Annotated in this window: 26 protein-coding genes; 12 read left to right on the top strand and 14 right to left on the bottom strand. The window is 62.6% G+C overall.

Annotation, left to right across the window (positions count from 1 at the left end; genetic code table 11):
* Window positions 1-16: 16 nt before the first annotated feature.
* The 6 genes from AC1D1B_RS12860 to AC1D1B_RS12835 form a co-directional block, all read right to left on the bottom strand.
* The gene (locus tag AC1D1B_RS12860; RefSeq protein WP_477332644.1) at window positions 17-1,213 is read right to left on the bottom strand and encodes a serine hydrolase domain-containing protein; all 1,197 of its coding nucleotides are present in this window, start codon (window positions 1,211-1,213) and stop codon (window positions 17-19) included.
* A gap of 62 nt (window positions 1,214-1,275) precedes the next feature.
* Complete coding sequence (locus AC1D1B_RS12855) at window positions 1,276-2,310, bottom strand: ABC transporter substrate-binding protein (protein ID WP_477332642.1); 1,035 nt, start codon at window positions 2,308-2,310, stop codon at window positions 1,276-1,278.
* A 23-nt stretch (window positions 2,311-2,333) separates the two neighbouring features.
* Window positions 2,334-3,134: an ABC transporter permease gene (locus AC1D1B_RS12850; RefSeq protein ID WP_477260856.1), complete on the bottom strand. Its 801-nt coding sequence runs from the start codon at window positions 3,132-3,134 to the stop codon at window positions 2,334-2,336.
* Entirely contained in the window at window positions 3,127-4,047 is a 921-nt protein-coding gene (locus AC1D1B_RS12845) for an ABC transporter permease (RefSeq protein ID WP_477332640.1), read from the bottom strand. The genes AC1D1B_RS12850 and AC1D1B_RS12845 overlap by 8 nt, the downstream gene beginning before the upstream one ends.
* Before the next feature lie 2 nt (window positions 4,048-4,049).
* Window positions 4,050-5,150: an ABC transporter ATP-binding protein gene (locus tag AC1D1B_RS12840; RefSeq protein WP_477332638.1), complete on the bottom strand. Its 1,101-nt coding sequence runs from the start codon at window positions 5,148-5,150 to the stop codon at window positions 4,050-4,052.
* 149 nt (window positions 5,151-5,299) lie between these two features.
* Complete coding sequence (locus tag AC1D1B_RS12835) at window positions 5,300-6,973, bottom strand: amidohydrolase (protein ID WP_477332636.1); 1,674 nt, start codon at window positions 6,971-6,973, stop codon at window positions 5,300-5,302.
* A 245-nt stretch (window positions 6,974-7,218) separates the two neighbouring features.
* Here AC1D1B_RS12835 and AC1D1B_RS12830 point away from each other — a divergent pair, with 245 nt between their 5' ends.
* Window positions 7,219-7,872, top strand: coding sequence for a TetR/AcrR family transcriptional regulator (locus AC1D1B_RS12830; protein ID WP_477332634.1), 654 nt, complete (start codon window positions 7,219-7,221; stop codon window positions 7,870-7,872).
* A 23-nt stretch (window positions 7,873-7,895) separates the two neighbouring features.
* Window positions 7,896-8,927: a histone deacetylase family protein gene (locus AC1D1B_RS12825; protein ID WP_477332632.1), complete on the top strand. Its 1,032-nt coding sequence runs from the start codon at window positions 7,896-7,898 to the stop codon at window positions 8,925-8,927.
* 490 nt (window positions 8,928-9,417) lie between these two features.
* Here AC1D1B_RS12825 and AC1D1B_RS12820 read toward each other — a convergent pair whose 3' ends face one another.
* Together AC1D1B_RS12820 and AC1D1B_RS12815 are read right to left on the bottom strand one after the other, a co-directional pair.
* Entirely contained in the window at window positions 9,418-10,611 is a 1,194-nt protein-coding gene (locus AC1D1B_RS12820) for a TMEM43 family protein (RefSeq protein ID WP_477332630.1), read from the bottom strand.
* Window positions 10,608-10,811: a hypothetical protein gene (locus AC1D1B_RS12815; protein WP_477332628.1), complete on the bottom strand. Its 204-nt coding sequence runs from the start codon at window positions 10,809-10,811 to the stop codon at window positions 10,608-10,610. Before AC1D1B_RS12815 ends, AC1D1B_RS12820 begins: the two co-directional genes overlap by 4 nt.
* 512 nt (window positions 10,812-11,323) lie before the next feature.
* Here AC1D1B_RS12815 and AC1D1B_RS12810 point away from each other — a divergent pair.
* Both AC1D1B_RS12810 and AC1D1B_RS12805 read left to right on the top strand, forming a co-directional pair.
* Window positions 11,324-12,034: a helix-turn-helix transcriptional regulator gene (locus tag AC1D1B_RS12810; protein WP_477260866.1), complete on the top strand. Its 711-nt coding sequence runs from the start codon at window positions 11,324-11,326 to the stop codon at window positions 12,032-12,034.
* Complete coding sequence (locus AC1D1B_RS12805; protein WP_477332626.1) at window positions 12,031-12,801, top strand: helix-turn-helix transcriptional regulator; 771 nt, start codon at window positions 12,031-12,033, stop codon at window positions 12,799-12,801. The genes AC1D1B_RS12810 and AC1D1B_RS12805 overlap by 4 nt, the downstream gene beginning before the upstream one ends.
* A 180-nt stretch (window positions 12,802-12,981) precedes the next feature.
* On the opposite strand, the gene AC1D1B_RS12800 is transcribed toward AC1D1B_RS12805, so the two are convergent.
* The 6 genes from AC1D1B_RS12800 to motA are packed head-to-tail and all read right to left on the bottom strand — an operon-like array spanning window position 12,982 to window position 17,847.
* Window positions 12,982-13,419 (bottom strand): hypothetical protein, encoded by a 438-nt coding sequence (locus AC1D1B_RS12800; RefSeq protein ID WP_477332624.1) that lies wholly within the window; start codon window positions 13,417-13,419, stop codon window positions 12,982-12,984.
* Window positions 13,416-14,498 carry a flagellar biosynthesis protein FlhB gene (gene flhB, locus AC1D1B_RS12795; RefSeq protein WP_477332622.1) on the bottom strand — a complete coding sequence of 361 codons (1,083 nt, stop codon included), beginning with the start codon at window positions 14,496-14,498 and terminating at the stop codon, window positions 13,416-13,418. Before flhB ends, AC1D1B_RS12800 begins: the two co-directional genes overlap by 4 nt.
* 21 nt (window positions 14,499-14,519) lie before the next feature.
* A complete protein-coding gene (locus tag AC1D1B_RS12790) occupies window positions 14,520-15,539 on the bottom strand; it encodes a flagellar motor switch protein FliG (RefSeq protein WP_477332620.1) in 1,020 nt (339 codons plus the stop codon).
* Window positions 15,540-15,583: 44 nt separating this feature from the next.
* Window positions 15,584-15,973: a flagellar motor switch protein FliN gene (gene fliN, locus AC1D1B_RS12785; protein ID WP_454574569.1), complete on the bottom strand. Its 390-nt coding sequence runs from the start codon at window positions 15,971-15,973 to the stop codon at window positions 15,584-15,586.
* A 33-nt stretch (window positions 15,974-16,006) separates the two neighbouring features.
* Window positions 16,007-16,936, bottom strand: a complete 930-nt coding sequence (locus AC1D1B_RS12780) for a FliM/FliN family flagellar motor switch protein (protein WP_477260876.1) — start codon at window positions 16,934-16,936, stop codon at window positions 16,007-16,009.
* 35 nt (window positions 16,937-16,971) lie between these two features.
* A complete protein-coding gene (gene motA / locus AC1D1B_RS12775; RefSeq protein WP_112559342.1) occupies window positions 16,972-17,847 on the bottom strand; it encodes a flagellar motor stator protein MotA in 876 nt (291 codons plus the stop codon).
* Between the two features lie 144 nt (window positions 17,848-17,991).
* On the opposite strand from motA, the gene AC1D1B_RS12770 reads away from it, so the two are divergent.
* The 8 genes from AC1D1B_RS12770 to flgG all read left to right on the top strand — a co-directional run bounded on the left by AC1D1B_RS12770 (window position 17,992) and on the right by flgG (window position 25,184).
* Window positions 17,992-19,803: a DUF1217 domain-containing protein gene (locus AC1D1B_RS12770; RefSeq protein ID WP_477332618.1), complete on the top strand. Its 1,812-nt coding sequence runs from the start codon at window positions 17,992-17,994 to the stop codon at window positions 19,801-19,803.
* Window positions 19,804-19,810: 7 nt separating this feature from the next.
* The gene (flgF, locus tag AC1D1B_RS12765) at window positions 19,811-20,536 is read left to right on the top strand and encodes a flagellar basal-body rod protein FlgF (RefSeq protein ID WP_477332616.1); all 726 of its coding nucleotides are present in this window, start codon (window positions 19,811-19,813) and stop codon (window positions 20,534-20,536) included.
* A gap of 4 nt (window positions 20,537-20,540) precedes the next feature.
* Window positions 20,541-21,962: a flagellar protein export ATPase FliI gene (gene fliI, locus AC1D1B_RS12760; protein ID WP_477332614.1), complete on the top strand. Its 1,422-nt coding sequence runs from the start codon at window positions 20,541-20,543 to the stop codon at window positions 21,960-21,962.
* A complete protein-coding gene (locus AC1D1B_RS12755; RefSeq protein ID WP_477332612.1) occupies window positions 21,949-23,163 on the top strand; it encodes a hypothetical protein in 1,215 nt (404 codons plus the stop codon). Before fliI ends, AC1D1B_RS12755 begins: the two co-directional genes overlap by 14 nt.
* 86 nt (window positions 23,164-23,249) lie before the next feature.
* A complete protein-coding gene (gene flgB / locus AC1D1B_RS12750) occupies window positions 23,250-23,630 on the top strand; it encodes a flagellar basal body rod protein FlgB (protein ID WP_477332610.1) in 381 nt (126 codons plus the stop codon).
* Window positions 23,631-23,632: 2 nt separating this feature from the next.
* Window positions 23,633-24,049: a flagellar basal body rod protein FlgC gene (gene flgC / locus AC1D1B_RS12745; protein WP_477260887.1), complete on the top strand. Its 417-nt coding sequence runs from the start codon at window positions 23,633-23,635 to the stop codon at window positions 24,047-24,049.
* Entirely contained in the window at window positions 24,049-24,384 is a 336-nt protein-coding gene (gene fliE / locus AC1D1B_RS12740) for a flagellar hook-basal body complex protein FliE (protein ID WP_477332608.1), read from the top strand. The genes flgC and fliE overlap by 1 nt, the downstream gene beginning before the upstream one ends.
* Window positions 24,385-24,395: 11 nt before the next feature.
* Complete coding sequence (flgG, locus tag AC1D1B_RS12735) at window positions 24,396-25,184, top strand: flagellar basal-body rod protein FlgG (protein WP_477332606.1); 789 nt, start codon at window positions 24,396-24,398, stop codon at window positions 25,182-25,184.
* Window positions 25,185-25,186: the final 2 nt, after the last annotated feature.

The raw sequence follows: 25,186 nt of genomic DNA, 5'->3' as shown, positions 1-25,186 counted from the left end.
ATGGTTTGTTGTGGGATCAGCCAAGCGCCTTGGCGATGGCGTGCACGGCCTTCAGCGTCGCCACGGAATAGGCGACCTTGCTGAAATCCGGATAGGTCGAAAGCTTGACCACGACCATGCTGGTTTCCCAGTCGATATGGATCATTTGCCCGAACACGCCCCGGCACATCAGTGCGCGTGAGCGCGGGTCCTCGATCCAGAACTGGTTGCGGTAGCTGCCTTCCGGCAGGCTCGGATTGAAGTCCGGCCCATGCTTGCCGTTGCGCGTCGCCTCGATCCAGTCGGCGGGCACGATGCCGCGGCCATTGTCGAGGATCATCTGGCCGAAGCGGGCATAGTCACGCAGCGTCGCGTTGAAGCCGCCATCGGCCAGCGCATAGCCGGCGCTGTCGACGGTGAAGCAGGCGCTCTCGTCGGCGCCGAGCTTTTGCCACAGCTCTTCGGACACCAGTTGAGCCAGCCGCTTGCCGGTCACCCGCTCCATGATGAAGGCAAGCACGTCGGTCTCGATCGAGCGGTATTCGAATTCAGCACCATGCGGCCGCACCTTGTCCTTCAGCCGCAGGATCAGTTCGAACAGGTGCGACGGCCATTGGAAATCCGGATCGCTGCCCGGCGGCACCGGCTTCCAGCCGGTGGCGACATCGACCTGGCCGATATCGGAATAGCGATCGGTGTACTCCTCGGAAAAGCGCACGCCAGTGGTCATATCCAGCACATGTTGAACGCTGGCGCCGACCCAGCCGGTTTCGCCGAGTTCCGGCAGATAGGCGGTCACCGGTTTGGCCGGATCGATCAGGCCGCGCCCGACCAGAATACCGAACACAGTGCCGGTAATCGACTTCGCCATCGACTGCGACAGGTGCAGCGTGCGCTCGTCCATGCCGTTGAAGTAGCGCTCATAGGCGACCTTGCCGCCCTTGAGCACCAGGAAACCGTCCGCATAGGTTTCGTCGAGCAGCCCGGCGAGCGCTGTCGGGCGCCCCTCGCTATCCTCCACCGGCAATGCATCGAGATCGGTCTCGGCGCGTTCTAGACGATGGCGATGGCCATTGCCGCGCCAGACCTCGATGGTCGGCAGGAATTCGCGGATATGCTGGAAGGCCCAGCGATTCCATGGCGGCCGGTCCCAGTCGAGCTTCGGCAGCGCCATTTGCGGCGGCGAGCCTTGCATGATCGGCGGCCGCGGATCGGAATTGCGGTAAGAGTCCATGATGCCATTCCGGAAAAGAAAAGACCCGGCGGCGTAGGCCGCCGGGTCCCTTCGCGAAGCGATTACTTCTGCAGTTCGGTCCAGATCTTGGTGTAGATGTCCTGGATCTCCGGCGCGCACATCGTCTGGAATTCGCCCTGTGCCTTCGCAGCCTCCGGAATGACGACTTCCGGCGCGTCCTTCATGTCCGCCGGCATATACTTATCCGAGCCGGTGATGGCGTTGGCGTAGCGGTGGAAGGCCGAGAGGCCCGCCGCGTTTTCCGGGTCCATGATGAAGTTCTGGAACAGCTTGGCGTTCTCGACGTTCTTGGCCTCCTTAAGAACGACGACGTTGTCGCTCCACAGGCCGTAGCCTTCCTTCGGATAGTTGTAGTGGATGGCCGGATTGGCCAGCCGCTGGCGCAGCGCCGAACCATTCCAGTCGCTGGTTGCCTTGAAGTCGCCGGCGCCCATCTTCTCGATGGTGTTGTATTCCATGGCGATCCAGTTCGGCTTGGCCGCGACAAGCGTATCACGCACCTTCTTCAGCACCGTCTTGTCGTCGGTGCACTGCTGGCCGCCGACATATTTGATCGCCGCGAAGATAACGTCATTCATCTCTGGAACGACGTTGACCTTGCCCTTCAACTCGTCCGGCGTGTTGAAGATGATGCCCCACGAGTCGGCCGGTCCCTTGTACACGTCGGTATTGACGACGACGCCGACCGTGCCCAGCGCCCACGGCACCGAATATTTGCGGCCGGGGTCGAAGTCGGGATTGGCCCATTCCGGCGCCACATTCTTGAAGTTCTCCATCTTGCCCGGATCGGTCTCCTGGACGAGGCCTTCCTTGATCCAGATCGGCACGTAGGTCTGCGACGGGACGGCAATGTCGAAGCCAGTGCCGCCCTGGCGCACCTTGGCCAGTGCGGTGTCGTTGGAATCATAGTCGGTGATGGTCACCTTGATGTTGTACTTGGCTTCGAACTTCTTGATCACGTCGGGGCTGGTGTAGTTGCCCCAATTGTAGATGTTCAGCTCGCCATCGGCGCGGGCCAGGCCCGTCGTTGCGAGCAGCGCCAACCCCATGGCGGCTGTCGTTGTTTTCCAGTTCATGGTTTTAACTCCCATTTGTAGGTTCAGTCTCGTTTCCTGCTGACAAAGAAAAACAACGTGACGATCGCGACCGAAAGCAGCAGGAAGGCGGTCGATATCGCGTTGATCTCAGGCGTTATGCCGCGCCGGATCTGGCCGAGCATGTAGGTGGGCAGCGTGTCCTGGCCACCCGATTTGACAAACTCGGTGATGACGACGTCGTCGAGCGAGATGACGAAGGCCAGCATCAGTCCGGCAAGGATGCCGGGCCACAAAAGCGGCAGCGTGATGCGCCGAAAAGTCTTCCACGGCGTCGCGTAGAGATCGGCCGCGGCACGTTCCAGCGTCAGGTCCATATTCTCCAGCCGCGCCCGGATCGGCAGATAGGCGAACGGAATGCAGAATGCTGTGTGCGCCGCAATCAGGTAGCCGAGGCCGGAATAGCCGGTGAAGATCTTGATGCGCGAGAAGAAGATCAGCAGCGCCACTCCGGTGACGATCTCAGGCACCATCAGCGGCTGGTTGATCGCCGCATATTTGAAGGTGAGGCCCGGATAGGACGCCGTGCGCGTGGTGGCAAGCGCCGCCATGGTGGCAAAGATCGTCGACAGCACGGCCGCGACGGCGCCGATCTGGAACGAGCGCAGCGTCGCGTCGATGACTTGCACGTTCTGCCACGCCGACTGAAACCAGCGCATCGAAAAGCCGCCCCATTCGGACGTCGAGTTCGCCGCGTTGAAGGCGTAGGCGACCAGCACGATGATCGGCAGATAGAGCACGATGAAACAGGTCGCGGCGATCGCTGTGAAGCCGGTCTGGTGCTTGATGGAAAAGTTCTTAGCCATGCCGCACCCCCGACTTGCCGGCATTGCGCACATAGGCAAGCAGCGCCACCATGACGATGATCATCACCGTGATCGACAGCGCCGAGCCGAGCGGCCAGTTGCGGCCCTGCCCGAACTGCAATTCGATCAGATTGGACAGCATCATGTTCTTGCCGCCGCCAAGCACGCTCGGCGTCACATAGGCGCCGAGGGCGGGAATGAAGACCAGGATGGAGCCGGCAATGACACCGGGTTTGACCAGCGGGAAAATGATCTTGCGCAGCACCTTGAAGCGTGTCGCGTAGAGATCGTAGCCGGCCTCGACCAGCCGGAAATCGAGCTTCTCCATGCTGGCATAGATCGGCAGCACCATCAGCGGCAGGTAGACATAGGCCATGCCGATCAGGATCGCGGTGTCGGTGTAGAGGATCTGCACCGGCGCCGAGACGATGCCGAGCTTGAGCAGGATGGTGTTGATGATGCCTTCGTTGCGGATGATCTGCAGCACCGCGAAGGTACGGATCAGAAGGTTTGTCCAGAACGGAATGGTGATCAGGAACAGCCAGAGATCCCTCGTCTTCTCACTGCGCGTCGCCATGAAATAGGCTGTGGGGAACCCGAGCGCCAAAGTGGCGACCGTCGTCACCACCGCAAGTTTGATCGAGCGCCAGAAAATGGTGACATGCGCCGCCGCGAGCGAAAGCGTATCGTCGAAGATATCGCGTTCCATGAACACCGACAGCCAGGCATCGGGCGAAAACTGCCACTTCACGTCGCCATAGGGGCCGGGCGTCAGGAACGAGTAGATCAGCACGATCAGCAAGGGGCCGGTCGCGGCGAAGAAAATCACCAGCAAAGCTGGCGCTGACAGCAGCCAGCGGTCGCGCACATCACGCCGCTCCGCTGCCTTGGCGACTTCTTCCGCGGTCGCCATGATCAGTCCTTCAGCACTTGCGCGGCGTCGCTGCCGATCATTATGCCGACCTGGCCGCCCTGCACGATGCCGTCACCGGCGCCGCGGCTGTTCTGGCGCCGCACGATGAACGGTTCGCCACCGGCAAGGCGCAGATGAAAATGCGTGTCGGTGCCGAGATAGACGATGTTCTCGACCGTGCCGGACAGCGAGGCGCTCGGGCTGGCCGCGCCCAACTGCGCATGCTCGGGACGCACGACGATGGTGACCTTGCCGCTGGGGCTGAAGCCTTCCGGCAGCGAGGCCGGAATTTCCGTTCCCGACGACAGTTTCACCGTCGCCCGGCCACCAGCCGCGCCAACCACATCCGCCTTGAGGAAGTTGGACTCGCCGATGAAATCGGCGACGAAGCGCTCGGCCGGCCGGTCATAGATGTCGCGCGGCGAGCCGACCTGCAGGATCTTGCCCGACGACATCACGGCGATGCGGTCCGACATGGTCAGCGCTTCTTCCTGGTCGTGGGTGACGAAGATGAAGGTGATGCCGGTCTCGTGCTGCAGCCGCTTCAGTTCGATCTGCATCTCCTTGCGCAATTTGTAGTCGAGCGCCGAGAGCGGTTCGTCGAGCAGCAGCACTTTTGGTTGTGGCGCCAGTGCCCGGGCGAGCGCCACGCGCTGCTGCTGGCCACCGGAAATCTGGCTGGTGCGGCGACCCGCCAGCGCCTCCATCTTCACCAGTTTCAGCATCGCGTCGACGCGCGCCTTGGTCTCCGCCTTCGGTTTGCCCAGCATTTCGAGGCCAAAGCCGATATTGTCGGCGACGGTCATGTGCGGGAACAGCGCGTAGGACTGGAAGACGGTGTTGACCGGCCGCTTGAATGGCGGCAACGGCGCGATATCCTCACCGTAGAGCAGGATTTCGCCGGCGGTTGGAAAATCAAAGCCAGCAATCAGCCGCAGCAACGTGGTCTTGCCGCAACCTGATGGGCCCAGCAGGGTGAAGAACTCGTTCTCGCGGATGGATACCGAGACCGTGTCGAGGGCCGCGACCTGCCCTTCCCCTGATCCGAAAATTTTACTGACGTTTACGACTTCAATTGCATTCCGATCCGGTTTTTCCGGCACGATACGCCTCACTGTTGACCCCGCTCTTTTCGGCGGAGTTTTTCCCCTGTTCGATGTGACCACACGGCCGGAAGGTTGGCAAGTCCGGCATTGAATCACAGTTCAGTCAGTCAATTCGTCTTGCAAGCTTCGCAAGCCGCATACCATTCTTAGGCCTGGTAGGTAACCTTGCCTCCACAGACCGTCGTCACCGGTCGCACTTTGTGCAGATCGGCCGGCGCCGTCTTCTCGATATCGACCGACAAAACCACCAGATCCGCCATGTAGCCGGGTTTGAGAACGCCTTTGCGATCCTCGGCGAATTCGGCATAGGCGCCCTCGACCGTGTAGGCGGCAAGCGCCTCCTGCAGCGAGAAACTCTGGTCGGGATCGCTTTCTGCCCATGGTTTGCGCAGCAGTGCCGCCTGAATGCCCAGGATCGGGTCGATTGGCGACACCGGCCAGTCCGACGCGAACACGACATGGGCGCCGGCGCTTTTCAGCGTGCGCCAGGCATAGCTCAATGGCCAGCGGGCCGGCCCGATGCGCGACACTGTCGGCTCCAGCGGGAAATCCATCGCGCCCGGCGGATGCGGCGGTTGCATCGAGGCGATGACGCCGAGTTCGGCGAAACGCGGCACATCAGTGGCGGTGGTGACCTCGATATGCTCGACCCTGTGCCGGCTGTCGCGCTTGCCATTGGCCTTCTGCGCCGCCTGGTAGCCATCGAGCACGGCACGCACCGCGCCATCGCCGATCGAGTGCACGGCGATCTGCAGCCCGCGTTTGTCGATGGCCACAGCGAGATCGATGAACTGCTGCGGCGTGAACAGCGGCTCGCCGACCCAGTCGGGACGGTCGGCATAGGGCTCGACCATGACCGCCGTCCAGGAATCGAGCACGCCGTCATAGAACACCTTGACCATGCCCGACGACAGCCAGTCGTTGTCGTAGCGCTCGGCCATCACGGAGGCCTTCTCCAGCATGTCGAGCGTCATGAAATTCTTGTAGTGGAACGGGATCTTAACGCGGCAGGGCAAGCCCTCCTCGGCCTCGATCTCGGAAAGCAATTCGAGCTGGTAGAGATTGCCGTCCATGTTCTGGATCGAGGTGATGCCGTGGCGTGTGCACCAGGCAAGCCCGCGCCGCATGATGTCGCGGTCGGCGGCTCGTTCGGCGGCCGACGGCATCGGGTCGGGCTCGCCGCCGGTCGACAGCCCCAGCCGCACCCGGCTTTCGCCGGCAAGGTCGAGCACCGGGCCGAAGGCCTCGCCCTCACGCAGTTCGCCTGCGGCCAGGCCATCGTCGCCCATGACGATCTCGTTGCCCGGACCAAGCGTGCGGCCTTGCAGAATGCCGGCCATCTCCAACGCTTTGGTGTTGGCCCACATGGTGTGGTGGTCGGGGGCCGCCATGCAGAAGGGGCGATCCGGCAAGATGGCGTCGAGATGATGGCGTGTCACCCGCTCGTCGCCGAGCACGGTGTAGTCGACGCCCTGTCCCACAAGCATTTTCGCCTCGGGCCGTGTCGATGCGTAATCGCGGATCGCCTTTTGCAGCGCCTCGAAGCCATGGATACCGCCAAGCTGGAGATGCGCGAGCTCGGCCCCTCCCGAGAACAGATGCATATGGGCTTCGATGAAGCCTGGAAGGACCGAACCGCCCTTGGCGTCGATCACCTTAGTGGACGGCCCCTTGAGTTCTTCGATGGCGGCGCGGTTGCCGATGGCGATGATGGCGCCATCCCTAACGGCAATGGCCTCAGCGGCGGGATTGTCATCGTCCATGGTCTGCACGCGACCATTGATGACGATCAGATCAGCACCCGCACCCGTGACAGACATCGCGACTCCGCGCTTTTGACGACTGACTGAGACCGGCAACCCTCTTGTCCGACAACCTGCCACTCCGCTGGAGCGGCGCTATCGGACGAAAACTGATGCCAGTGCGCTGTTTTGAAATTCCCCTTGTGATCTCTGAAAACAGCGTGGATAAAAGAATGCGACTAATTATTCGCGTTTGTCAACGTGCCGAATTTCGAATGTATTGTGGATAGCTTGAGACCGGGTGGGAACGAGGACGTCGAGCCGTGAAGCGCAGCCTCAGCCGCGAAACCAGGATGGCGCTCGAACCGCGCAAGCAGCCGCGGCAGGAACGATCGAGCAAGGTGGTCGACCGGATACTCGACGCGGCGCTGACGCTGACGCGCGAGCAAGGAACCAAGACGCCGACGACGCTGGCCATCGCCCAGCGCGCCGGCCTGTCGGTCGGGTCGGTCTACCAGTACTTTCCCAACAAGGAAGCCATTCTCCTCGACCTCGCCCGACGCTGGCTGTCATCCTTTCCCGAGGTGATCGCCAGGCGCATCGAGGTGACCCCGCCCACCAACCGCGACGAGTTTCGCCAAGAGGTGCGCAAGCTCTTCATCGACACCTCCAGGATATATCTTGAGAACGCCACCCTGATGCCGGTGATCGAGGCCATCTCAGGCAATGCCGATCTCAGGCCGATCCAGGACGAATATGACGAGCAGATCATCGCCCTCTACGCCGCATGGCTGCAGCATGTGAACCCGGCCCTTGAAGACAAGATCGCCAACCGGCTCGGCGTGCTGATGATGGACGTCGGGCACGCCTGCCGCCTTGTGGGGCTGAAACGGGACCGCAAGACATACGACCTCATCGAGGACGATGTGGAACGAATGTGGCTCGCTCTGGTGACCCCCTATCTCAACCTTGACTGATTGCGCACTTCGAGAGGAATTTCATGAAGACTGTCTATTCGCCGCTTCACGCCGGCCATGCCGGCCAGATGGAACTCGTGACATCGGCCATCGTGCCGGGTTTCGAAAAGCCGTCGCGGGCCGAGTTCATCAAGGCGCGGGTCGAGAGCGAGAAGCTTGGGCCGATCATCGGACCGGTCGAACATGATCTCTCCGCCGCCAAGCGCATTCATAGGTCGGACTATATCGACTTCCTGCCGACCGTCTGGCCGGCCTGGAAGGCCGCCGGCTTCGAAGGCACGGCGATGCCCTTTACCTGGCCGACGCGCGGCCTGCGCGGCGACGTGCCGCCCAAGCGCGTCGATGCGCTGCTCGGCTATTATTCCTTCGATGCCGGCGCTACCTTCGTCGAAGGCACATGGACCGCGGTCAAATCGTCGTACGACGTGGCGCTGACGGCGGCCGCTTTGGTCAAGGGCAGCGAGCGGTCGGCCTTCGCGCTCTGCCGTCCGCCCGGCCATCATGCCGGCGCTGCCTTCATGGGCGGCTATTGCTTCATCAACAACGCCGCCGTGGCGGCACAGTGGTTCCGCGACCAGGGCGCCAAGCGCATCTCGATCCTTGATGTCGACTACCACCACGGCAACGGCACGCAGGAAATCTTCTATGACCGCGCCGACGTGCAGGTTCTCAACCTGCATGGCGATCCGATGGTCGAATACCCGTTCTTCCTCGGCCATGCCGATGAGCGTGGCGCCGGCGAAGGCGAAGGCTTCAACGTCAACTATCCCATGCCCTTCGGCACCAACTGGGACGCCTGGAATGCCTCGCTGGAGGATGCCTGCGCCAGGCTCGCCGCTTACGCCCCTGATGTCGTCGTAGTCTCGCTCGGCGTCGACACCTTCGAGAAAGACCCGATCAGCCAGTTCAAGCTGAAGAGCCCGGACTATCCAAAGATCGGCCGCCGCATCGCAAAGCTCGGCCTGCCGACGCTGTTCGTGATGGAAGGTGGTTACGCCGTCGAGGAGATCGGCATCAACGCCGTCGGCGTGCTGACCGGATTCGAGGATCGGTAGGAAACATATGGGGCGGCTTGCAGACATGCGGCGCGCCTCGCGGCTTGTTGGCGGTGTCGGCATTCGAAGTCCGTTAGGCCGTACCATACGGCTCGCGCTTAGCCCGAATCAGGATCCGGCGCGAGATAGAAGCCACCAGTCGGCAAACGACCCATTTGTGGACATTCGGGAAATAGCTTATGTTCGTTCCTATCACCACCAAACGGGCTACCTGACGCATGACGATCGGTGCATCGGTCTTCCTAATAATTTGGGATGTTTTTTGCATTGCGTATGTAGCAAGTGCCTGTTTACGTGGCAGAGTTTGGTCGACGCATCTCAGATCTTCGTCGCCAATTACTCGCTCAGAATATCCAAGAACCTTCTGGGGATATGTGGGCGGTTTCGGCCTGCAAGCGCTACTTCTATCATTGCTTTTGATCGCAGGGTTTCTTCGCCTTTGACCGCTTTCCACCAATCTCGGGTCATTTCCGACCTATCGGTCCACGACCTAGGCCGGTGCGCCGGTTATTGGTGTGGCCATCGGTGCGGCTGCCTTGCGTGAACGGCCGATATAGTAGACCGCTGCCGCTGCGATCACGCCTGCCGCCATGATGGCGACCGCCAGCAACGGGCGGTACCAGAACCAGGCAATCGCGATTGTCGTCGTGCCGACCAGGATCGCCAGGACGAAGGCGATGATTCCGGTGCCCATCCGCGCCATGCTGCCGAGGAAGGGAATGACGTCGAGGATCACCCCGATCGGGCTGAGGAACAGCGCAAAGCCGATGGTCAGCAACAGCAGGCCGGCGCCGCGCAGCAGCCAGGTGATCAGCGTGTTGGTGCTGATAGCATCGGCGAACATCTTTTCGGCCGGCACGTTGCCGGTATCGACCATCAGCAACGCATCGCCGGCTTGCGTCTGGTATGGCTCGAACCGGCTGCCGGCCTGACGCGCGACGATGCTGACCACGCCGAGCGGCGCCAGTTCGTAACCGATGCGATAGTCGCCCAAAGCGGGCGTCGTGTTGTCGTTGCCGAGATAGATCTTGCCATCGACGATGCTGAGCGGTTTCGTGCCGGTATAGGCAGCTTTTATCGCCGCCGACTGATCGGCCGATAGCGAATAGTCCTTGTCGCCCTCGATGCGGTCCAGTACGGGCGTATCGAGATCGAAGGCGACGAGTTTGCCCTCAGGGATCTGGAACGTCCGGCCGTGGATCGCCATCGACGGATTCTGACGGCCGTCCGGCTTCTTGAAGTCGGACGAGTCGATCTGGCTGTCGTCCCAGACCTTCGAGTAGCTGTAGGTCGTCACCGTCTCTTCGCCGCCGCCGAGCTTTTTCGTCGTCTCCGACTTGGACTCTTCCTTCCACTGGTACATCTCGACGCTGCGCGACAGGCGCAAGCCCTGCGCCGCGATGCCGAAATCCGGATCCGACAGGCCGCTATCCGCTGTCACCGGTCCGCTGACATGGACCAGCTTGCCGTCATTGGCTGCATCGACGCTGTCGGCGCCGACCGAGACCACCGCACCCGACCCTTCGGCCAGCGAGCGCGCCGTCTGCACGGCGCGGCCCTCGTTCCAGAACAGCCCGATCACCATCAGCACGATCAGGATAAGGCCGAAGATGACCCCGCCGACCGCGCGCTTGATCCGCCCGAACCACGAGACGGACGTTACTTCCCGAAATGAATCACTCATCGTTTCCCCCGAAACAAAGTTGCCCAAGATTTCAACGCGGCCGGCGGCCGCGCGTCGAATCGATCAATCAATCGGCGTGGATCTGCGCGCCGCAGTCCTGTCGCCTGCGCAGGAATGTACCGCCCGCTTCGTGCCGCCATCGCCGTCATACCGGCAAAAATCGCAAGCACCACCGTGAACGCCAGGAAAACCTGCTTCATGATTGCCCCCGATGCTGATGGCCGCGAAGCAAGCGCCGCCAAATCCGCCGTCTACGACCAAAGGGATGCCCACCCCAGTCGGTCGCCGAGAACCTATCGGAATCGATCGGCCCTCGATACGGCAGTGTCGCAACACCCTCAGGCTTTTTCGTGTCGACGTTTCGGGTGATTCGAGGCAGGAAAAGGCCTCGGAAGCCGCCCCTGAGTCGCCTGAGTCCAAAAAAATCTATTTTGTCAAATCGCGTTTGATGTCGGATTCATCTGCGGGTAGATTAGACCCGAATCAGCCGGTCCTTGGGGGGCGCGGCGACCACCCAAAGTCTCAAGTTCCGGCACCGTCCGGCACCAGACGCGGACGGCTTCGCGTTCCCTGAATGGATTCGGTGATCTGCGCGACACCGCGCAGTGTGCGTGCTTCGTAAACGTGATGCGTCTTCAAGTTCGGCCGCTGGTGACTCCAGCATCCGGGCTCATGAAAAGATTCCGGCCATGACCTACAACCAAAGCATCCAATGAGCAGCTCCGCCGCGCTTCTGCAATCCGACACATTAGGTTCGCGCCTCGCGTCCCGCGGCGATCTCACCTCCTTTTTCATGCAGCTTGCCGCCGAGATCGGCGCCGACAGCTACATGCTCGTCGCCATCGTCCACGACCAGGACCGCAACGATGCCCGCATCGTCTCATCCAACTGGATCTTCGACGCCATTGAACTGATCGGCAAACGGCTGATCGCCGGCCTTGCCCAGGGGCCGCTGACCGTAGCACCCGGCATCCGCCCGAAGCCGCTGGTGGCGGCCGAAGCGCCCAACGCTGGCGGGCTGCTCACCGGCGAAGAGGCGCGCCTGCTCGACGTGCTTGGCCATGCGGAAGTCTATTCGCTGCGGCTCAATGTCGGCCGCCAGCGGCTGTTCGCTTTGTTCTCGGCGGCCGAGGCCGGCAAGATCGACCAGCCGGCGCTGATGAAGGCGCAGCTGAAATGCTGCTATGCGCTGTCCACCATTCCGCAATTGGTCGCCGCCGCCGCCATGCAGGACCCGCTGTCCGACCGCGAGCGCGAATGCCTGTTCTGGGTGTCGGAAGGCAAGACCACCGATGAGGTCGCGGTGATCCTCGGGGTCTCTTCCAACACCGTCAACAGCTACATCACCCACGCCATCCAGAAATTCGCGGCCTCGAACCGCGCGATGGCCATCGCCACGGCGATCAGGAGCGGCATCATTTGAAACACGCTGATATCAAGGCGGCTGCCGAAGCCCTTTTCAACGAGCAGCGCAATCCATTCGGCGCCTTCTCCATCAGTTCCGAAACGCACCACGCCGTCACCATCCCGGACGCCGTGCGCCGCTGCCGCTGGATCGCCGTCGACATCAACGCGTCGGCCTTCGGCCTCTACTTCGTCAGCCCTTCGCCGGAACGCGCGCGCCTGGTGCCGGGCTTCGATTCCGACTATCCCGCCACCGCGGTCGCGACCAAATTCATCGCCGGCGCCAATGGTGAGGAAATGGTGCGCCACAGCGGCACGTCCACGGCGCCGCGATGGTGGGCCGATGACGGCATCGCCGGATCGGACGCCGTCTTCCAGAACCTCACCTGGGCAGAGCGCACGGCGCCGCTGGCGCCGGGCACCAACGGCATTGCCTTTCCCGTCCATGCCGATCGCGGCCATTGCGGGCTGGTGGTGTTCCTCGGCTCGACGATCGCTCTGCCGGAGGACACGCTCTACGAGATCCACGCCCGGTGTTTCTCGCTGTTCGCCGCCGTCGCCCGCATTCGTCCGAACGATGCCAGCCGGATGCGCTCGATCTCCAAGCGTGAGCTGGAGTGCCTGAAGCTGACCGCCAACGGCAACACCAGCGAAGAGATCGCCAGGCTGCTGAAGCTGTCGGTTCACACCGCCAACCAATATCTCACCCAGTCGACCCAGAAGCTCAACGCGGTCAACCGCAACCAGGCGGTGGCCAAGGCGCTGCGGCTGGGGCTGATCGAATGATCGGTGGGGTCGAAGCCTTCGGCTCAGTCAGGCACGAAGTGTCTGAATCAAAAATCGTCAGGCCGCAGGCGAAAATGGTGATTTCGAGAACCGGAGCGGAGCGTACATGAAGGTACGCGAGCACCGGAAGCGCAGAAAGCGCCATTTGCAGCCCGGCATGACGACTTTTGGATCAGACACTCAGCGATAGGCGAGCGGCTCGGTCCTTCTGATGCGCGCCTCTTCGATCACCGTCTCCAGCAAGGCCGTGTTGTGCTCGGGGTCTTCGCCGGGCTTTTCGAACGACACATAATTGACGGCGACCGAAGACCTTTCCTCGCTCAGCGTCAGCTGAAAATAGACGATGACGCCCGGCGGCCTTAGCTCGAGATCGAGCACGATGCGCGGGCTGCCGCTCCAGTCGACATGCGCCTCGCCCCCGTGGCCGAGCCTGAGCGTGCCCGGCAGGAAATAAAGCTCCACCGCCGAATCCACCAGGTCCGACAGGCAAGCGAAATGCTCGAGCCGGATGAAGGCGATGTAGTCGGCGACATCGATCAGGCGCAACTCGTCCACCACCTGCTCGATGGCCTTGGCGACGATGAGTTCGCGGGATTTTGCGTGCGGTTGACGGTTCATGAGATCTGTCTGCGCTCAGCCTTTTTCGAGTAGACGATCCGCACCAGTTCGGCGACGGCCTGGTAGAATTGCGACGGGATCACGCTATCAACCGAAACTTGCTTGTACATGGAGCGGGCGAGCGCCACGTCCTCGAAGATCGGGATGTTGTGCTCCTTGGCGATCTCGCGGATCTTGAGCGCCACAAGATCCTGGCCCTTGGCCAGCACCACGGGTGCTGAATCCTCGTCGCGGACATATTTGAGCGCGATGGAAAAGTGCGTCGGATTGGCGATGATCAGCGTCGCGCGCGGCACCGCCGTCATCATCCGCTTGCGCGCCCGGTCACGCGCCAGCGAGCGCAGCCGCGACTTGATGATCGGGTCACCTTCGGACTGTTTGAACTCGTCCTTGACCTCCTGCTTGGTCATACGCAGATCCTGCTTCCAGTGGAAGCGCGACCAAACGACGTCGATAGCTGCAATCAGCGCCATGACGAAGACGATCGCCACCAATATGTCGACGGTGATGCTTTTGATGACGAGGCCGAAAGCGACCGGATTGGTGATCATGCCAGCCAGGAGCTGGCGGTAGTCCTGCGATAGCGTGAAGTAGAGCACGATACTGGCGAAACCGAGCTTGCCAAGCGATTTCAGGAATTCGACCCAGCCTTGGACACCGAACGTCCTGGTCCAGCCCTTGGCTATCGAGATGCGTGATAGCTGCGGCCGGATCCGCTCGCCGACGAATTGCGGCATGTTCTGCAGCACCGACGCGCCGATGCCGGCCACCACCAGCAGCACCAGCAGGCTGACCACGGCACGGCCGATTTCCATCATCACGGTCTTGTAGAGCGCGATGACGTCGGTCTCGGTGTCCATCGGCCATGCTTCCGGCTTTTCAAGAAACATGGACAGGAACATGCCGAGATCAACGACCGCGTCCTTGGCGTAGAAGACGGTGAACACCAGAATGGCGATGAAGGAAGCTAGGAGTGCGGCTTCCCGCGAATGGGGCAGCTTGCCCTGTTCGATGGTGTCGCGGATCTTCTTTTCTGTCGCGTCTTCGGTTTTGGAGTCTTTGTCCGCCGCTTCAGCCATTGTGAGGTCTGTTGCTCAGCTTCAGGCCGCTTCGCTCTGCTGCGACGAGGACGGAAGTTCGAAAGCCCCCTCGCGCGAAAGCCGGATTGTCGCCACCGCAATGTTCTTGCGCGCCGTCATGATGTCGGCAAGCTGGATACCTTCCGAGCCCTGTCCGAGTTCGGACTCGATCATGCGCCGCGACCGGGCGCCGATCGCCGACAGCACCGATTCCGTCAATCCGGGCGCCGCACCGCGCAGCGCCAGCGTGATCAGTTCTGTCGACAGCCCGTCGAACAGAAGCACCCGCGCCTTCTGCGTCAGAAGCGGCAGATCGTCGAAGGCAAACAGCCTGGAGCGCACGCCGCCGAGATCGGGCGTGCCGGCCTCTTCCAGGTCCTGCATGACCTCTTCCAGCTGCGGCTTGTCCATCTCGTTGAGCACGCTGGCAACGCGCGCCTGTCCGGCCGATATGTCCTTGGTCGCGGTCTGCGCCAGCACGCTGGTGCGCAGCTGGTTCTCGATGATCCTGGTGGCTGTGTCCGGAATGGTCGCCATCGTCACCATGCGCTTGATAATCTCGCTGCGCATCGGCTTTTCCAGGGTCAGCAGAATGTTGGCCGCGGCCTGCGGCGCAAGCTTCGACAGCACCATGGCCGCGGTCTGCGGATGTTCGCCGGCAAGGAAGGTACCGAGCCGCGTCGGTTCGAGCTTTTCCAGCTCCGGCCAGATCGGCGGCGGTCCTTCCGGCGCGACCTCGAAGCGCTTATCGCCCATGATGGCGCTCATCTCTTCGGGCGACAGCGATTCATTGAGGATGGTGTCCATCCGGTCGGCGGAATCGAGCAGTCCGGCACCCTCGGTGAATTCGGCTTCGAATTCGGCGACGATGCGTTCGAGATCGCTTTGCGGAATGGTGCGCAGCAGACGTGCCCCTTCGATCAGCGCCTTCAGCTCTTCCTGCTTGAAAAATTTCAGCAGGCGGCTGGCCGATGGCTTGCCCATCGCCACAAGGATGGCGGCGGCCTTTTGCGGGCGCGTGAGCGTCACCTGCGTCGTCATGGCATAAGCTCCGATCGCTGCTGAGACCGCATATCGTCTATCCCTCAGGCGCTCTTGGTAGCGGCGATGATCTCGGTCAGCCTGATACCGAAGCGCGACGGATCGCTTTCCAGCACGGTGATCTCGCCGCGCGCGATCTTGCGGCCATTGACCACCACGTCGACCGGCTCACCGATGCGCCGGTTCAGCGCCACCGTCGAGCCCTTCTGCAGCGCCATCAGGTCCGACACCGGCATTTCGGTGCTGCCGAGGATGATCTGCACGTCGACCGGGATGCTCATGATGACGTTCGAATTGGTGCCGGACATGGCGGCCCGCAAGGCGGCGTCGGGGCGCTTTTCCTCCTCCTGGAGGACGCCGCGCAATTCCTCGATGGCGCGGTCGAGCTGTTCGTCAGGCTGGTCGATATTGGCTTCCACCTTGGTCTTGGCCATAAGTCGTCTCCAAATGCTTGAGCTTGCGCGGCGTCAGCCTGGCATGAGCCCATCGATAAAATCCTGACCGGCATCGTAAGGGTGCCTGATCCGGACGGTGTAATTCTGCCCGAGTTTGCCAAACTCGCAGACAAACAGCGTCTTGTCGCGCGCACTCAGCCTGGCGTGCGACTGTGCCGTTTCCTCGAATTCGATGACCTGACCCGGCTCGAAGCCGGCGATGTCGCCGAGCGTCAGGCGTGCCAGCGGCATGGTCGCTTCGAGCGTCACCGTCGAGCGCATCACCTCTTCCGAAAAGCGTGCCCGCCAGTCGGTCGTGCCTTCGCTGTCATGGACATCGGCGATACCGCGGGTCGCCAGCAGGATGCGCTGCGGGATCATCACCGTGACCGTACCGCTATCGGTTGGCGTCGAGATGCCGAACACGATGCGCACCGCCGCGCCATCGCGCAGCACGCGGCGCCTGGCTTCGTTGCCCGAAAGCGCCCGCGGCACCGGCAGCCGCAATTCGAGCGAGCGGCGGCCCGAGCCGTTCAGCGCCTGCGCAACCTCCTGGAACACCGTCGTCGCCACATCCGTCTCGATCTGCGACAGCTCGCGCTCGATCGGCGCCACCGGCTGATCCGGATCGCCGCCGAACAGCGCGCAGACCATGACGGCGATGGCCGGCGCATCGATCACCAGCGTCATAGCATCCGACGATGTCGGCGATGGGATGATGGTCAAGGCAAAGCTCTCGCCCGCATGCATGCGCGCATCCGGCACGCGGCTGACCTCGACCGCGCGCAGGTCGACGGTCACTTGGGCGCCGAGTTCGCCGGCAAGGCTTTTCTGCAGCAGCGGCAGCGCGCGTTCGCCCATCGAGCGACCGGTGCCGATGACATGACCGGCTTCGCCGCTGTCACCGACCAGACGCTCGATGATCAGAGAGCGGGCTTGCGAGGGGCTACCAGGACTTGTCATGACGGCGTGCGGACCTGTCTGTCGTCATGCATGGCTCAAGCCGCTTTCTTCTCGGCGGAGGCTGTGTTCATCGTGCTCTGCTCGACGGCGTCGATCGTCGGCCGCTCATAGGACGAGATGGTCTTGCGGCCGAACTCGATCGCGACCTGCGGCAGGGCGCCGTTCATGTAGGCGAGCAGCGTCTGCTTGACGATGATGTAGAGGCGGTTCTTCTTCTCGCGCACCGTCTTGATCTTGGTCGCGACCGGCCCGACCACGGCGTAGGACAGGAAGATACCGAGAAAGGTTCCGACAAGGGCGGCGCCGATCAGGCCGCCGAGGATTTCCGGCGACTGGTCGAGCGCGCCCATCGCCTTGACCACGCCGAGCACGGCGGCGACGATGCCGAGCGCCGGCAGACCGTCGCCCACCGCCACCAGCGCGTGATACGCTTTCATCTTGTCGGACTTGATGGTCTGGATTTCCTCATCCATCAGCGCCTCGATCTCATGCGAGCGGGCATTGCCAATGATGATGATGCGGCAGTAGTCGCAGATGAAATGCGTCAGATCGTGATTCTTGAGCACGGTCGGGAACGCCTGGAAGATCGCCGATTCCTCGGGGTTGTCGATATGCGCCTCGACCTCGCTGCGAGACTTGGAACGCAGTTCGCGCATCAGGCTGTGCAGGACGCCCAGCGTCTCGAGATAGTCGCGCTCTTTCGGCACTGCCTGCTTGAAGGCTTCCAGAATGCCCTTGCCGGTGTCCTTGACTGTCTTCATCGGGTTGGCGACGAGAAAGGTGCCAAGCGCGGCGCCGCAGATAACCACCGCCTCCCAGGGCTGCATCAGCACATGCAGATGCCCGCCCATGGCCATAAAGCCGCCGAGAACACAGCCGAGCGTCACCACCAGTCCGATCAGAATGCCCACGCCAGATCCTTCCACATCACGTCAGGCCTAACCGATAGCCCCCGTGCCTTGTGTGAAGCTTGAATCGTGCGTGGCGCACCGATTCAGCCTCGCGCAAGCAAACCGGCATACTCTGCTCTTTGAAGCTGCGACCGGAGGCATGTCGTGTTGAGCACTTTTACCAGCTACCAGCTCATCGCCAGGGATATTCCCAAGGCGATCGACCGCATCGAGGCGGACCCGGTCACCAAGCGCGACACCGACTACTATCTCGCCAACATCGGCAGCGTGAAATCGATCGACGATTTCGTCAAGAACACCCGGCTGTTCACCTATGCCATGAAGGCCTATGGCCTTGGCGACATGGCCTATGCCAAGGCCTTCATGGTCAAAGCCCTGAAGGAAGGAGTCTCCGACTCCGATAGCTTCGCTAACAAATTGACCGACAAGCGCTACGCCGAATTCGTCTCGGCTTTTAATTTCGCAGCGTTGGGCGCGGATGCCACCAGCTACAACCCCGCCCAGCAGGGCGTGACCAAAAACTATACGGCCCAGATTGGGCTCGGCGCCTTGCAGAACGGGTTCGACTACTACAAGGGCGAGACCTCCTACTTCGTGAGCAACATCTCCAACGTCAAATCGATCGACGATCTGATGGGCGACAACCGCCTGCTCACCTATGCGATGGCCGCCTTCGGCCTCGATGCCGACGCCGAAGCACCTGCGACCGTCCGGGCGATGCTGGAAGGCGGCGTCACCGACCCGAACAGTCCCGCAAACACGTCAACCAACAAGGGCTATGCAGCTTTTGTCGCCGCCTTCGACTTTGCCCAGTATGGCGACCAGGCAACGGCGCGCGACGCCGTCCAGCAGGCGGTTCCAAAGGCCATCATGGCCGGAACCGGGCTGGTGCTCGTCAAGCCGACCGCGCAATACATCAAGGGCGAGGCCGACTACTACGCGGCAAACATCTCCAAGGTGAAGTCGATCGAGGACCTTTTGAAGGACAAGCGCCTGCTGACCTTCGCCATGGCTTCGTATGGTCTGGATGCATCCACCGAAACGCCGAGGCAGATCCGCACCATGGTCAATGGCGGCGTCACCGATCCGTTCAGCCCCGCCAACCTGTTGACCAACAAAAGCTACGCCAACTTCGTCAGCGCCTTCGACTTTGCCCAATATGGCGATCAGACGACCACGCGCGACGCCGTGCTGAAGACCACGCCGAAGCTTTACACGACCGAGTCCAGTCTTGGTCTCATCAAGCCGAGTGCGGACGCCATCCAGGCCGAGACCAGCTACTACCTCGCCAACATCACCAAGGTGAAGTCGATCGACGATCTGATGGCCGACAGCCGGCTGTACAATTATGCGCTGTCCGCCAGCGGGCTCGATCCGGCAACCACCAACAAGGATCTCGTCCGCGATGTTCTGGAGGGCGGCGTCAGTGACCCGAGCAGCATCGCCAACAAGCTTTCGAACAAGGCTTATGCCAGGCTCGCCACGTCGCTGAATTTCGAGGCGTACGGCGAAGCGGCGACGACCCGCAACCCGTCGCAGCAGCCGGTCGTCGACAAATACATGCGCCAGACGCTGGAAGAGGATGCCGGCAAGACCAATGAGGGCGTGCGCCTCGCGCTCTATTTCGAGCGCAAGGCGTCGACCATCACCAACTGGTACGACGTGCTGGCCGATACAGCATTGGCCAGCGTCGTACGCACTGCGATCGGCCTGCCCGATTCTTTCGCCACGGCAGATATCGACAAGCAGGCGCAGGCCTTCGAGGCAAAGCTCGACCTCACCGATTTCACCGACCCGGCCAAGCTCGACAAATTCCTGACCCGCTTCACCAGCCTGTGGGAAATCAATCATCCGACCTCGACCGCCCAGACCTCGGTCGGTGTGCTGTTTGCCCAGCCGACCACCGTCGGCATCTCGACCGATCTGATGATGGCCATGCAGAAACTGAAATTCTGAGAGCATCATGCAAGACAGCCTTTACGTCGCCCTCTCCTCGCAGATCGCGCTCGAGCGCCGTCTCGACACCATCGCCGACAATGTCGCCAACGCCTCGACCATCGGCTTTCGCGCCACCGGCGTGAAGTTCGAGGATGTCGTCTCCGGCAGCGGACCCAAATCCGTGTCCTTCGCTTCCTCCGGCAAGACCTATTTGTCCGGCGCGCATGGCGCGATGACGCAGACCGGCAATCCGTTCGACTTCGCCGTCCAGGGCGATGCCTGGTTCGGCATCGATACGCCAGCCGGCACCGTGATGACGCGCGACGGGCGTTTTTCGATGAACGAGAACGGCGAGTTGATGTCGCTTGAAGGCCATCCGGTGCTGGATGCCGGCGGCGCACCGATCCAGCTCGACCCGCGTGATGGCCCGCCCAAGGCGGGCGCCGATGGCTCGCTGCGCCAGGGCGACAAGCTTGTCGGCTCCATCGGCTTGTTCAATTTCGACCCGGGTCCGAACTTCGTCCGTTACGGCAATTCGGGCATCGTTCCGGGGCGAACGCCGGAGCCGGTCACTGACCGCTCCGACGTCGGCGTCGCGCAAGGCTTTGTCGAGGAATCCAACGTCAATCCGGTGCTGGAGATGACGCGCCTGATCATGGTCCAGCGTGCCTTCGAGAACACGGCTGCGCTGATGCGCCAGACCGATGCCTCGACCGACGACGCCATCAAGACGCTCGGCTCCAAGTCGTAGCGGCATGTCGAGCAGCCAATCATCGATACGCGCGCTTGAAAGGCAGCCCGAAGCGGCGCCGGAAAACCGGCTTGCTGCGCTGGAGCGGATCTGGCGACGCTTCGACGATACCGAAACGCTGCTGCGGCGCGGCGGCCGCGTCGCCGAGGTTTCGCCGACGCACTACACGGTGCTCGGCCTTTCCGAAATCGTCAGGCTTGGCGACCTCGTCGAGCAACGCGGTAAAGCCGGCACGCGCCGCGGCGAGATCGTCAGGATCGGCCGCGACGAGGTCGTCATCGCGCCCTTCGAACGCAGCGCCGATGCCGGCATCGGCGACGCCGTGTTTCGCCGCGGTCCGCTGGTGGTAACGCCGCACGCTTCCTGGCGCGGGCGGGCCATCGACGCGCTGACCCGCGCCATCGACGGCGGCCCGCCGCTGATCAGGAATGGCGAAGCGGCAAGCGGCGACGGCACCACGCCCGGCGCTATGGCGCGGCAGCGCGTCGGCACCGCTTTCACGACCGGGGTCAAGGTCATCGACATCTTCACCCCGCTCTGCTTCGGCCAACGCCTCGGTGTGTTTGCCGGTTCGGGCGTCGGCAAGTCGACGCTGCTCGCCATGCTGGCCGGCGCCGATGCCTTCGACACCGTGGTCGTGGCGCTGATCGGCGAACGCGGCCGTGAGGTGCGCGAATTCCTCGAAGACACGATCGGCGCGCAAAGCTTGGCCAAGACCGTCGCCGTCGTCGCCACCAGCGACGAGAGCGCCATGATGCGCCGGCGCGCGCCCGACACCGCCATGCGCGTCGCCGAACATTTTCGCGATCAGGGCCACCGTGTGCTCCTGGTGCTGGATTCGATCACCCGCTTTGCTCATGCGCTGCGCGAAGTGGCGACCGGAACCGGCGAACCGCCGGTGGCGCGCGGCTATCCCGCTTCGGTTTTCACCGACCTGCCCAAGCTGCTGGAGCGTGCCGGACCCGGCGCTGAAGGCCCAGGTGTCAAAGGCCAGGGGTCGATCACCGCCATTATCTCGGTGCTGGTCGACGGCGACGACCACAACGATCCGGTCGCCGATTCGGTGCGCGGCATCCTCGACGGCCATGTCGTGCTCGATCGCGCCATTGCCGAACAGGGCCGCTATCCGCCGGTCAATCCGCTGTCGTCGATTTCGCGCCTCGCCGACAAGGCATGGAGCCCCGAGCAGCGCATGCTGGTGACCAGGCTGAAGTCGATGATCTCGCGCTTCGAGGACACGCGCGACATTCGCCTGCTCGGCGCCTATCAAGGCGGCGCCGATGCCGAGCTCGACATTGCGGTGCGGCAGGTGCCGCTGATCTATGAAGCGCTGACGCAATCGCCAAAGGATCGCGCTTCGGCCGACGCATTCTCCGACCTCGCCCGTCATCTGAAAGGCAAGCAGAATGTCGATGCCGGAGACTGAGCGCCAATACACCGAGCGGCTCCTGCGCGAGATGCTGGCCGAGGCCACCGCCGCCGAGGAAGCCAGGGCTGGCGAAGCAAGGGCTGCCAAAGCGAAAGCTGATCGCGCCAAGGCGGCCAAAACCAAGGCCGCATTGGCCAGGGCGGCCAAGCCATCCTTGCCGAGACTGGCCCAGCCTGCGTTGCGCAGCGTGCCCGAACCAGCGTTGCTCGGCCCGCCCGAGGCTGCCTTGCCGAGCGTAGCCAACCTTGCCTTGCCCGGCATGGGTGAGCCACCCACACCCAGCGCGTTCAGGCTTGCCTTGGTCGGTGCGCCGAAGGCTGCCTTGCGCGGTGTGTCCAGGCTTGCATTGGGCAGCGCGAAACTCATATCGAACAGCGCATCCAAGGCGGCGTCGCGCAAAGCCGCCAGGTTGGCGGCGCGCAAAGCGGCCAAGTCTGCCTCGCGCAAAATGGCCAAGCCTGCTCCAACCGGCGAGACCAAGCCCGCATCGCTCAGGACAGTCGAACCTGCATTGCGCGATGTCAGCAAACCTGCCTTCCCCGAGGCCGCCAGACCTGCTCCGCCCGCTTTCGCCAAACCCACACTGCCCAAGGCTCCGCATGCCGAACTCAACGAGGCGATCGCGGCTAGCCGTGACTCGCTGCTAGACGGGCTCTTTCCCAATGTCGACTGGCCGCAGCCGCCAAGGGCGCCGTTTCCCAAGGTGAAAAAGAAAGATGACCGGCGCAGTGATATCGTCTTCGCTGCGCTGGGCATCACGCTCGGCCTGATCTGCGCACTGTTCCCCTGGTATATTTTCTTCAACCAGGACCAGTTCGGTGTGCAGGCAATCAAGTTCGGCGGCAGCGGCACGAATGCCGGTCGTGTCAGCGGTGGCTCGCAAATGGAAAATTMCGGCCAGCCGCTGACAGCGAACGATGTTCCCGATGTCGACCTGTTCGCCACCGGCACGCTGCAGGAGCCCGAGGACAAGACCCAGCCTCCGGGCGTCGACGAGCAGCCCTTTCCGGCGGACCCCAAATTCCGCATGGTTCATGTCGCCAACGGCCGCGCCATGATCGAGGATGATGCCGGCCTGTGGATTGTCCAGCGCGGCTCGAAGCTGCCAGACTCCAGCATCGTGTCGTCGATCGAGCAGCGCGGCGGCAAGTGGGTCATGGTCACCAGCGCCGACCAGGTGATCGAACTCTCCAAGTAGCGGAACATGCGGCTTACCACCGGGCCCGCGCAAGGTCCGCGCAAGACTGGCGGCCTAGTCTGGTGCGTACCAGCCTGGAGATCCCCATGGAGCCCGTCAACCTTTTCGATCTTGCAGCCAAGCAGTCGCAATGGCTGTCCGTGCGTCAGTCCGCCATTGCCGGTAACATCGCCAACGTCAACACGCCGGGCTACACTGCCGGCGATGTCGAGCCGTTCGAGAAGGTGCTCGACCGCACCGCTGTGTCGCTAACCGCCACCCAGACCGGGCATCTCGGCACTGCAGCCACCAATGCCGGCTTCACGGTCAAGCCCGAAGAGACGACCGGCGCCATTATGCCGTCGAAGAACACCGTGGTGGTCGAGAACGAGCTGATGAAGGCCGGCGAGGTCCGCCGCTCCTTCGAGCTCAACACAGCGATCGTCAAGGCCTTCCATTCGATGATGATGATGGCGGTTAAGACCTGACCATGGACGCGCTCACCGCAGCCCTCAAGATTGCCGCATCCGGCCTCGGCGCCCAGTCGGACCGTTTGCGCGTCGTTTCGGAAAACCTTGCCAACGCGCAGTCTACCGGCGACACGCCGGGTGCCGACCCCTATCGCCGCAAGACCATCAGTTTCGTCTCCGAGCTCGACCGTGCTTCCGGTGGTACGATGGTGGAGGTCAACTCCATCGACCGCGATCCCAGCGACTTTCCCGTCGAGTTCCAGCCCGGCAACGAGGCCGCCGACGACAAGGGCTACGTCAAGATGCCCAACGTCAACGTGCTGGTTGAAATGGCCGACATGAGCGAAGCCAACCGCTCCTACGAAGCCAACCTTCAGGTCATCAAGCAGGCGCGTGATCTGATCTCCATGACCATCGACCTGATGAGGAACCAGTAATGATCAGCGGCATTGGCGGTATCGGATCGCTTCCACTCAAGCCGGAGATCGGCGGCACCGACGCCACGACCGACCTGTTTCAGGGCACCACGGCGCCAATGGCCGGCGGCGAAATCGGCGGCACCTTCGCCGAGGCGCTGAGCCAGGCCGCTTCCAAGACCGTCAACACCTTGCAGAATGCCGAACAGGTCTCGATCCAGGCGCTCAAGGGCGACGCCGATACCCGCCAGGTCGTCGACGCCGTCATGAGCGCCCAGCAGGCCCTGCAGACCACGATCGCCATCCGCGACAAGGTCGTCTCCGCCTATCTCGAAATCAGCCGTATGGGCATCTGAGGAGACTTGCCGTGAAAGCACTCGCCATTGCAGCGACCGGCATGAACGCCCAGCAGACAAATCTGGAAGTCATCGCCAACAACATCGCCAACATCAACACCACCGGCTACAAGCGCGCGCGCGCCGAATTCTCCGACCTGCTCTACCAGGTCGACCGCTCGCAGGGCGTACCCAATCGCTCCAATTCCTCGCTGGTGCCGGAGGGCGTGTCGATCGGTCTCGGCGTCAAGACGACGGCAGTGCGCAACGTCCATACGCAGGGCGAGCTGACCTCGACCGGCAACAGTTTCGACATGGCGCTGACCGGCCGCGGCTGGTTCCAGATCGAGGGCGCCGATGGCGGCACGCTCTACAGCCGCGCCGGCGCCTTCAACACCAACGCCACCGGCCAGCTCGTGACCGTCGACGGCGCCAATGTCATCCCGGCCATCACGGTGCCGACAGATGCCATCGAGGTCATCGTCAACAAGACCGGCCAGGTCTTTGCCCGCATCGACGGCCAGACCGATCTCCAGCTGCTCGGCCAGCTGCAGCTCGCCAACTTCGCCAACGAAGCCGGCCTGGCGCCGCTCGGCGACAATCTGTTCCAGGAAACGGCGGCCTCAGGCCCAGCCAATGTCGGCGTGCCCGGTGATCCCGGCTTTGCCACGGTCGAGCAGGGCTATCTCGAGGCCTCCAACGTCGATCCGGTCAAGGAAATCACCGAGCTGATCTCGGCGCAGCGCGCCTATGAGATGAACTCCAAGGTCATCCAGGCCGCCGACGACATGGCCTCGGTCGTGTCCAAGAACATCAGGTAAAG

The organism is Mesorhizobium sp. P2_C5_2 (genome assembly GCF_056404535.1).
Note: the sequence above shows the minus strand (reverse complement) of the source record. Positions and strands in the feature narration are given on the sequence as shown.

Coding starts and splice junctions, on each gene's coding strand:
- AC1D1B_RS12860 (WP_477332644.1), bottom strand. CDS start 1,213: ATGGACTCTTACCGCAATTCCGATCCGCGGCCGCCGATCATGCAAGGC.
- AC1D1B_RS12855 (WP_477332642.1), bottom strand. CDS start 2,310: ATGAACTGGAAAACAACGACAGCCGCCATGGGGTTGGCGCTGCTCGCA.
- AC1D1B_RS12850 (WP_477260856.1), bottom strand. CDS start 3,134: ATGGCTAAGAACTTTTCCATCAAGCACCAGACCGGCTTCACAGCGATC.
- AC1D1B_RS12845 (WP_477332640.1), bottom strand. CDS start 4,047: ATGGCGACCGCGGAAGAAGTCGCCAAGGCAGCGGAGCGGCGTGATGTG.
- AC1D1B_RS12835 (WP_477332636.1), bottom strand. CDS start 6,973: ATGTCTGTCACGGGTGCGGGTGCTGATCTGATCGTCATCAATGGTCGC.
- AC1D1B_RS12825 (WP_477332632.1), top strand. CDS start 7,896: ATGAAGACTGTCTATTCGCCGCTTCACGCCGGCCATGCCGGCCAGATG.
- AC1D1B_RS12820 (WP_477332630.1), bottom strand. CDS start 10,611: ATGAGTGATTCATTTCGGGAAGTAACGTCCGTCTCGTGGTTCGGGCGG.
- AC1D1B_RS12815 (WP_477332628.1), bottom strand. CDS start 10,811: ATGAAGCAGGTTTTCCTGGCGTTCACGGTGGTGCTTGCGATTTTTGCC.
- AC1D1B_RS12810 (WP_477260866.1), top strand. CDS start 11,324: ATGAGCAGCTCCGCCGCGCTTCTGCAATCCGACACATTAGGTTCGCGC.
- AC1D1B_RS12800 (WP_477332624.1), bottom strand. CDS start 13,419: ATGAACCGTCAACCGCACGCAAAATCCCGCGAACTCATCGTCGCCAAG.
- flhB (WP_477332622.1), bottom strand. CDS start 14,498: ATGGCTGAAGCGGCGGACAAAGACTCCAAAACCGAAGACGCGACAGAA.
- AC1D1B_RS12790 (WP_477332620.1), bottom strand. CDS start 15,539: ATGACGACGCAGGTGACGCTCACGCGCCCGCAAAAGGCCGCCGCCATC.
- fliN (WP_454574569.1), bottom strand. CDS start 15,973: ATGGCCAAGACCAAGGTGGAAGCCAATATCGACCAGCCTGACGAACAG.
- AC1D1B_RS12780 (WP_477260876.1), bottom strand. CDS start 16,936: ATGACAAGTCCTGGTAGCCCCTCGCAAGCCCGCTCTCTGATCATCGAG.
- flgF (WP_477332616.1), top strand. CDS start 19,811: ATGCAAGACAGCCTTTACGTCGCCCTCTCCTCGCAGATCGCGCTCGAG.
- fliI (WP_477332614.1), top strand. CDS start 20,541: ATGTCGAGCAGCCAATCATCGATACGCGCGCTTGAAAGGCAGCCCGAA.
- flgB (WP_477332610.1), top strand. CDS start 23,250: ATGGAGCCCGTCAACCTTTTCGATCTTGCAGCCAAGCAGTCGCAATGG.
- flgC (WP_477260887.1), top strand. CDS start 23,633: ATGGACGCGCTCACCGCAGCCCTCAAGATTGCCGCATCCGGCCTCGGC.
- fliE (WP_477332608.1), top strand. CDS start 24,049: ATGATCAGCGGCATTGGCGGTATCGGATCGCTTCCACTCAAGCCGGAG.